General features: G+C 62.4%; 1 protein-coding gene. It reads left to right on the plus strand.

From position 1 onward, the window contains the following. Positions 1-1,284, plus strand: a 1,284-nt coding sequence (locus Mgrana_RS16605) for an RNA-guided endonuclease InsQ/TnpB family protein (RefSeq protein ID WP_240631420.1), incomplete at its 5' end; no start/stop codon positions are given. Between the last annotated feature and the right edge of the window lie 34 nt (positions 1,285-1,318).

The raw sequence follows: 1,318 nt of genomic DNA on the forward strand, positions 1-1,318 counted from the left end.
GGGCAAAGCCCAGTGCGTAATCGGCAAACTGATTTGTGGCACAATACCCTCATACACAGAGCAGAAACCGTCGTGCTCAAGCTGCGCAACCCCGGAGCAGGCAAGCGGCGCTGGCTCGACCAGACCGCTGAACGCTTCCGCCAGGGGACGCAGCTGGGGCTTGACTATGCTCTGAGCAACAAAACCTCGAACAGGGGGAAGATTCATGCCGCCACCTACCCAAACATTCGCACTCTGGGATTGCCTTCTGACTACTGCCGCATGGCCGTCAACCAAGCCGTGCAGCTTGCGAGAAGCCACTACGGGCTTCGCAAGAGCAAGCGGCGGGCTGGGAAGCCTACGGCGGTTCGCAGCCAGGGCATAGGGCTGGGGGTCAACGCCTACAAGGTGGTGGGCACCACCCTGCGGCTTTCCACCGGGAGTAAGGGGGAATACCTCTGGCTCCCCCTCAGCATTCCCGCAAAGTGGCGGGGACGACTTCAACAGGTCAAAGGAGATGCTCGGTTGTTCAGGAGGGGCGAGGACTGGTTCGTGATGCTGCCCCTGCGCGTACCCCACACCCCTACCGTCCGTGACGGGCACGGTGAACCCACCGTGATCGGGGTGGACCTTGGGATAGTGCGCCTTGCCACCGCAAAGCATCCCCACGGCACTTGGGTTGTAAACGGCAGGCCCATCCGCCATGAACGCGAACGCCAGGCTTCCCTACGCAAGCGCTACCAGCGCCACCGCCGCACCGACCGGGTGCGGGCCATGAAGGGCAGGGAGCGCCGCTGGATGACCGACCTGAACCACAAGGTCAGTCGGCAGTTGGTAGACCTTGCAATCCAGTATCCCAGCCCGGTGCTGGCCTTCGAGCAGTTAGACGGCATCCGGGATCGAGTCAGGGGCAGCAAACGTTTCAACCGCATGGTCTCTAGCTGGGCCTTCCGACAACTGGTGGACTTCGTGCAGTACAAGGCCGAGCGGGTGGGGGTCAAAGTGGTGTTCGTAGACCCCCGCAAGACCAGCCGTACCTGCCCGAGGTGCAGCCATGCCACCCGGGCCAACCGACCCGAGCAGAGCCACTTCCGATGTGTGGCTTGCGGCTACCAGGGCAATGCTGACGTGGTAGCGAGTCTGAACATCGCTGGCGTAGCGGCTGGACTGCTACGCTATGGGCCGCCTGACACGGCCCGACCCGATGAGGGTCAGCCTGGTCTCGTTGGAGACCGGCTGGATGGAGTAAAGGTAGATGAGCAGCAATGCTCGCATACAGACTCCAACCTTGAAAGTTCCGCGTAGGAACCCCCGGACTTCAGTCCGGGGAGGATGTCAG

Origin of the sequence: Meiothermus granaticius NBRC 107808 (genome assembly GCF_003574355.1) — a bacterium.
GTDB classification, from domain to species: Bacteria; Deinococcota; Deinococci; order Deinococcales; family Thermaceae; genus Meiothermus; species Meiothermus granaticius.